The sequence below is a fragment of the uncultured Algoriphagus sp. genome (assembly GCF_963974365.1).
GTDB lineage: Bacteria > Bacteroidota > Bacteroidia > Cytophagales > Cyclobacteriaceae > Algoriphagus.
This window is the reverse complement of record NZ_CAXBBX010000024.1, coordinates 44,270-50,565: the sequence shown is the minus strand read 5'-3', so window position 1 is coordinate 50,565 and position 6,296 is coordinate 44,270. Positions and strand designations below refer to the sequence as shown.

Annotated in this window: 7 protein-coding genes; 6 read left to right on the top strand and 1 reads right to left on the bottom strand. The window is 41.1% G+C overall.

Annotated elements, in window-relative coordinates:
- The first annotated feature begins 289 nt into the window (after window positions 1–289).
- The 4 genes from AACZ87_RS22295 (at window position 290) to AACZ87_RS22280 (ending at window position 3,462) form a co-directional block, all read left to right on the top strand.
- On the top strand, window positions 290–982 hold the full coding sequence (locus AACZ87_RS22295; RefSeq protein WP_339870289.1) for a nickel uptake transporter family protein: 693 nt from the start codon (window positions 290–292) through the stop codon (window positions 980–982).
- A 200-nt stretch (window positions 983–1,182) separates the two neighbouring features.
- Window positions 1,183–1,509, top strand: coding sequence for a hypothetical protein (locus AACZ87_RS22290; protein ID WP_339870288.1), 327 nt, complete (start codon window positions 1,183–1,185; stop codon window positions 1,507–1,509).
- Between the two features lie 3 nt (window positions 1,510–1,512).
- Complete coding sequence (locus AACZ87_RS22285) at window positions 1,513–1,809, top strand: hypothetical protein (protein WP_339870287.1); 297 nt, start codon at window positions 1,513–1,515, stop codon at window positions 1,807–1,809.
- 9 nt (window positions 1,810–1,818) lie between these two features.
- Window positions 1,819–3,462, top strand: a complete 1,644-nt coding sequence (locus AACZ87_RS22280) for a PepSY-associated TM helix domain-containing protein (protein WP_339870286.1) — start codon at window positions 1,819–1,821, stop codon at window positions 3,460–3,462.
- A gap of 224 nt (window positions 3,463–3,686) precedes the next feature.
- Here the strand turns inward: AACZ87_RS22280 and AACZ87_RS22275 are convergent, their stop codons facing one another.
- On the bottom strand, window positions 3,687–5,147 hold the full coding sequence (locus AACZ87_RS22275; RefSeq protein WP_339870285.1) for a potassium/proton antiporter: 1,461 nt from the start codon (window positions 5,145–5,147) through the stop codon (window positions 3,687–3,689).
- A gap of 90 nt (window positions 5,148–5,237) precedes the next feature.
- On the opposite strand from AACZ87_RS22275, the gene AACZ87_RS22270 reads away from it, so the two are divergent.
- Window positions 5,238–5,612, top strand: coding sequence for a hypothetical protein (locus tag AACZ87_RS22270; protein WP_339870284.1), 375 nt, complete (start codon window positions 5,238–5,240; stop codon window positions 5,610–5,612).
- A 91-nt stretch (window positions 5,613–5,703) separates the two neighbouring features.
- Window positions 5,704–6,192: a hypothetical protein gene (locus tag AACZ87_RS22265; RefSeq protein WP_339870283.1), complete on the top strand. Its 489-nt coding sequence runs from the start codon at window positions 5,704–5,706 to the stop codon at window positions 6,190–6,192.
- Window positions 6,193–6,296 lie beyond the last annotated feature (104 nt).

Here is a 6,296-nt window from a genome sequence, read left to right as displayed (position 1 = left end):
ATCTTATTGGTTTTTTGTCCAATTAAAATGTGTCAACTTTATCTAGGCACTGTCAGAAGATGAAAACCCTGATAATTTGAGCAACTGTGATACTTAGTGAGCTAAAAGAATTAATACTTAGCAGATGCAATTCTCCCTTGAATTGGGGCTAAGGGGGATTTGACCAAAGATATCATATCCAGCTTCTGGAGAAGCAGGACAACTTGAAGACTAAACAATAATTAATAACTGTGACCTCTGGACTCTACTCTGTGGACTCAGTGGTAAAAAAAAAATAAATGACATCATTATGAAAGTAACATCATTAAAATCTCTCTGCCTAACCCTGATGCTTACGATGCTTATCGTGGGCGTGCAGGCACATGCGCTTTGGATCCATACGTCCTCCAAAAGCGAAATAGGTCAAGCGCATCCTTACAAAGTGTACTACGCAGACTACCATGAAAATGCCATCGAACCCGTGGCAAAGTGGTATTCTGATGTGAAAGAATTTGAGTTATGGCTGATTAGTCCTTCTGGAAAGAAAACCAAGCTGCAGCCTACTGCTACTGCTGAGTATTTCGAAGGAAGTTTCACGCCAGGAGAAGAAGGCGAATACAGGCTGCAGATCACACATACCGCAGACCCTGGCGACAGCAAAACTGCCTATCAGTTCAATGCTTTTGCACAAGTGTGGGTGGGAAAAGGTAAAGCACCTTCGCTTCCAGAGTCTGATTTGGCTTTGGTAAGAAATGCAAAAAGCTCTGATCTGAAAGTGTTGTACAAAGGGAAAGCATTGCCAGAAGGAGACATTGCGATTCTTGGGCCAGATGCTGAAATACAAGAATTCAAGACTGGAAAGAAAGGAAAAGCCAACCTGGATTTGACTACAAAGGGAACCTATTTCGCTGAGGCAACTCACACCGAGAAGCTTCCGGAAAATGATCCGTCTGGACTGAAAGCCATCTGGAGATGTGCCACACAGGCAATACAAGTTGATTGATCACCTATCCATTGATTGGGTAATTTTTAAATCTGCTGTTTGAACTATGAGCTTTATTTTTCTGACAAAGACTGTTTATGCATCGGGGGAGTCTTCCTTGCTAGGTTCTCCTGATGCACTTAATGTCGCTCAAAATTATTATCCGAATCTCACCCAGCACAGCGAGGTGAAAACAAAATGACTATTAGCCAAATGATACTATGATTACTGTAAGCGTTTTACTTACGTTTTTGGGTTTTGAGTTTTTCTATCAAACCTCTAAAAAAGCCATTCTAAGCCGACCTCCGAAACTGGAATCTTGGTTTCTGACAAATGAAAAACAGGCCAAAATTATCGGCTCGGGATTACTTCTAGTAGGATTGGTATTATCAGTGATCTATCTCGGAGTGGGTTCTGGGATCTTTGCATTTCTGAGCATGCTGATGCTGATGGGGAGTTTGGTTGTTCTGATTTCACCGATTTGGAAACTGAAGATATACTGGCTTTTCGCTGGATTCGTATTGTTGTTTTTGATTGAAATTCTATAAGCCATGCCTGCAAACAAAAAGCATTTAACCCCAACTTTCATTCACCGTTTTTCCAGAATTACTGCTGGCTTTGTAGGTGGATACTTTGTGACTGTATCTTTCTTTCTGGCGCTGTCTTTTTATTTCGATAAAGCTTCAGTGCTGTTCACCCTGGTATTTGGAGGGTTTCTACTATGGGTAGCCTTGATGATCATCGCATTCATAGCTAAAAGTGGCTGGAAAATCTGGGGTATTTATCTACTCCTGACCCTTTGTTTTTCTGCAATTGTGTACCTCAATCAACCGACACCTACGATTTAATTCAGCATCATGAGCAACAGGATTTACAATATTTTATTTCATACACACACCATCTCCGGAATCATCATCAGTCTGGCTTTGTACGTGATTTTCTTTGCAGGATCATTCTCATTTTTCAGAGATGAAATCATCAGTTGGGAGCGGAGTGAATCGATTTCTGAGGGATGGGCATTGCAGGAAATGGACTTTGATGTCGTATTGGATACGCTTCAGGCACGAAAAGGGATTGCTAAAACTGATGTTGCCTTCAATCAGCATTACGATGAGCAACGCACAAGTGTGAGCATTTCGGTACCTAAAGACGCTGAAGTGAATGAAGACAAGGGTAGAAGAGGCCGTGGTGGTCGGGGAAATTTTTTCTACATGAATACTCAGGATCTGAAGACGTATGACTATCAGGAATCATATTCGTTTGGGGAATTTCTCTATAGACTTCACTTTTTTGCGCAGCTGAATTTCTTCGGAAGATCAGGCTATTTGCTCGCTGGGATTATCGCATTTTTCTTTCTGTTTGCAGTGGTGACGGGAGTGATTGTTCATTGGAATAAAATCATCAGCAACTTTTATATTTTTCGTCCAAACAACAGTATCAAAAATCTCTGGACAGATGCTCATACAGCACTTGGGATTATCGGTTTGCCCTATCAATTTATGTTTGCGCTGACTGGAGTTTATATAATTATCGGTCTTACCATTATGTCTCCGGCGATTATTTCCTATGCATACAATGGCAGTCAGGAAGAAGCCTATGATGATTTTGGATTTAATCCACCCAAGTTTGAGTTTGTGGGGAGACCTTTGGATAATGAATTTTCTGTGAATGACTTGCTCGACCGGACTGAGGAAAAATGGCCGGAATTTCATGTGCATAATGCCAGCATTTTCAACTATGGGGACGAAAATATGCATGTGCAGTTTACGGGTAAATCTGACTTCAATAAGAAATTTGCCAGTGCTGGGACGATTACCTACCGAGTGAAGGATGGGGAAATTGTCGCTGAGAAAAGTCCTTTTCAGGACGTATCTTATCTGGATGGAGCCAGATCAGTCATTTTAAGATTGCATTTTGGTGACTTTGGCGGAGCAGGATTAAAGCTGATTTATTTTAGCCTCGGTCTGCTTACCTGTTTTGTGATTATTTCCGGAGTAATGATCTGGTTAGTGGCTCGTGATAAAAAGCATGTGTCTCCTGTCAAGCGAAAGTTCAATGCTTGGCTGGTTTGGTTTTATTTGGCGGGCTGTCTCAGCATGTTTCCGGTGACGGCATTCACCTTTGTGATGATCAAAATAGGTCTGCAGGATCCTGGAGATGATCGTTCAGCGTTTATTTTTCAGACCTTTTTCTGGTCTTGGCTGGCGCTTACTTTACTCTTTACCTTCATTCGTAGCAATGCCATCACCAATAAGTTCACGTTGATTTTGGGCGGAATAATAGGTTTGGCTGTGCCTGTGGCAAACGGAATAGTTTCAGGGAATTGGCTTTGGGTTACGCTAAGAAATGGGCAGATGGATATATTCTTGATAGATGCACTTTGGCTGGTGATCTCCATTTCTGCGATTTTGATAGGATCGAAAATGAAAGCAAATAATGCTGAAGAGGAACCTGCTAACCATGCAATTCCAAGCAGAAAATCAGTAGCGACAGTGGATTGACTTTTTAAGTTGGCGGAGTGTTGATTCAGGCTTCGCCAACTTGTTTTTGTTTTAACTGCAACGCTCGAAATGGATTACTCAGAGAACAGAGCTTAATGTCGGTATGTCATGTCATGAATTTACTTGACACTTTTAACCTTTTACTTTTCATGTCACTACTTACAATTTTTACCACTTACACTCATCGGACATCCTACACCCGACATCGTTCATAGGGCAATTTCTTAAATCTGTAGCAGCTCCTTAATTCGATCTTCTTCCTGATCATTTTCCATCATGATCATGAGCTCATCTTGATCTTCGAGTTCTGTCTGACCATTTGGTGTGATGAACTTCCCATTTCTTTTTACCAGAACGATGAGTGAAGTATTTGGGAAACCAAGTTCTAGGATTTTCTTCCCTTGGATCGGACTATTTGTCGGAAGCTGAATCTCTAAAATCGCATTCTTAAAATCATCAGATAGCTCGATATCCAGCATGGATCGTCGCTTCAAAGAAGCTGGAAGGGAGAGGTGCAGGAGTTTTGCGGCAAGAGGGAGAGTAGTCGCCTGAATTGCAACTGAAGCCAGTACGATGAAGAAGACGATGTGGAAAATCGTAGAAGCCATGTCTATATTTTCGATCAGGGGTAGTGTCGCAAATACGATAGGAACTGCTCCTCTGAGTCCGACCCATGAGATAAAAGTCTTTTCGCGAAGCTTGTACTTGAAAAAAGAGAGTGAAATGAACACTCCAAGTGGTCGTGCAACGAAAATTAAAAAGAGTGCCGCTAAAATTGCAATTCCTGAGACAGGGAAGAGTTGCTTAGGAAAAACCAAGAGACCTAAAGTGATGAACATGATCACTTGCATCAACCAGGCGATCCCATCAAAGAATTTCATGAGGCTTTTCTTGTGAGCCATATTTGCATTCCCAACTGTGATAGCACTGATGTAAACGGCGAGAAATCCGTTTCCTTTCAGAAGATCCGTCGTCGTGTAGGTAATCAAAACTAAAGCAAGAAGCATCACAGGGTAAAGCCCCTCAAAATCCAGTTTGATTTTATTGATCAATAATACGGTAGCTCTCCCAAACAGCCAGCCTAATAAACCGCCAACAATCATCTGAATATAAAACAGAGGAATAATTTCCCAGATCGAACCCGTTTCCAAAGTGATCAGTCCGAGGATCGAAACAGTCAGGAAGTATGCCATGGGATCGTTACTTCCGCTTTCCAATTCGAGTAGTGGTCTCAAATGCCCTTTTAGCCCAATGCTTTTCGCCCGCAAAACTGAGAACACAGCAGCGGCATCTGTAGAGGAAACGATAGACCCAAGTAACAGACTTTCAAGAAAGCTTAGCTCCGAAATCATATAAACGAACCCGCCCAGAGAAAAACTCGTTAGCAAAACGCCTAAGGTAGAAAGTGTGATTCCAGGTTTGAGTACAGGCTTTATGCTTGGCCACTTGGTATCAATACCTCCTGAGTAAAGAATATAGGTGAGTGCAATGATTCCTAGGAATTGTGCGATGGCCGGATTGTCAAATCTAATCCCACCAATCCCGTCCGAACCAGCTAGCATGCCGACTCCTAAGAAAATCAGGAGCATTGGAATGCCAGTCTTCCCAGCAGTTTTGCTCGCCAAAACTCCTGCTAAAAGTAAAAGTGAACTGATTAAAAGTATATTTTCGGCCGTTACAGACATAAGAGAGAATTGGGAATAGCTCAAAACTAACGAAGATTCACTTATTTTTGTGCGGCTTTAAAGCTAGAAAGAGCCTTCTTTTCTTAATAAATGAAAAAACTATATTCACTCCTTTACCTCATTTACTACCTGCTGCTGTGGATAGTTTTACCATCCACAGGAATGGGTGCAGAGGTGTACGCAAGTGAATTTGGGGATAGAGATAAGTATAGTATTACAAAAGGAGATGCAAACTTCTCTGCTTTTCAGCCTTGTGTCAATCCTGATTGGAACAGTGTAAGGCATGGGGCTAGTGAGAATTTGGGTTCAGGGACGGGACATTGGCCAGTTCTTTTTTCCTCAGTGGTCTATCCAAAATTTGGTCTGGATCATGATTCCTTATTAGATCTGATCTATACCAGCGCGCCACTTTTAGGCTCGCTTACCACATCAAAAATCATTTTCCCCTTTCATTATTTCTGGTAAAACGGATAGCAATTCAACTAGATATTGCTAAATCCTTCTGGCTTCTCTAAGTCAGATAGGACTGATATTCCATTTTATCCATCCAAAAATAATGAGTGAACTAACATTAATTATCTTATCGGTCGCTTTGACTGTAATGGTATGCCTACCATTAGTACTGACTAGTTTAAAACAAAAAAATAAAGGCAATCTGCTAAAGGAGCAGCTCAAGTCTGAAGCACAAGTAAGTCATCTGAAGTCAGGGGATTTTGAAACTTGGCGCGAAGCTTATTGCATTGGTTTGGACCAAAAAAATAACCAATTGCTATTTCTGAATTCTATGGACAATGAGAAGCAAGTTCAGAAAATAGACCTGAGTAATGTTCGACTTTGTCGCCCTATCAGAAACTTTCGTGAAATGAAGGTAGGCAAAGAGAAGCGTCAGATCATTCAAAAAGTCAGCTTAGAGCTAGATCAATTTGATGAGCAAACTAAGTCGTTTACTATAGATATCTATGATGAAGAGAAAAGTGACTATATGATAAACGAGTGGGAGCTAGCGCAGACTTGGTCTCAGAAAATAAATAATCGGAAAAATTAATTATAAGGGGGAGCTAAGCTTCCCCTTTCTTTTTAGGTTGTTTTCATCCTAGCTAATTCTCTTTTAGTAAAATTCCTTATTTTGGATCCTTAAATCTTTTTAAA

Bases quoted from the DNA above. Each gene is read 5' to 3' on its own strand.
- AACZ87_RS22295 (WP_339870289.1), top strand. From the start codon at position 290: ATGAAAGTAACATCATTAAAATCTCTCTGCCTAACCCTGATGCTTACG.
- AACZ87_RS22290 (WP_339870288.1), top strand. From the start codon at position 1,183: ATGATTACTGTAAGCGTTTTACTTACGTTTTTGGGTTTTGAGTTTTTC.
- AACZ87_RS22285 (WP_339870287.1), top strand. From the start codon at position 1,513: ATGCCTGCAAACAAAAAGCATTTAACCCCAACTTTCATTCACCGTTTT.
- AACZ87_RS22280 (WP_339870286.1), top strand. From the start codon at position 1,819: ATGAGCAACAGGATTTACAATATTTTATTTCATACACACACCATCTCC.
- AACZ87_RS22275 (WP_339870285.1), bottom strand. From the start codon at position 5,147: ATGTCTGTAACGGCCGAAAATATACTTTTAATCAGTTCACTTTTACTT.
- AACZ87_RS22270 (WP_339870284.1), top strand. From the start codon at position 5,238: ATGAAAAAACTATATTCACTCCTTTACCTCATTTACTACCTGCTGCTG.
- AACZ87_RS22265 (WP_339870283.1), top strand. From the start codon at position 5,704: ATGAGTGAACTAACATTAATTATCTTATCGGTCGCTTTGACTGTAATG.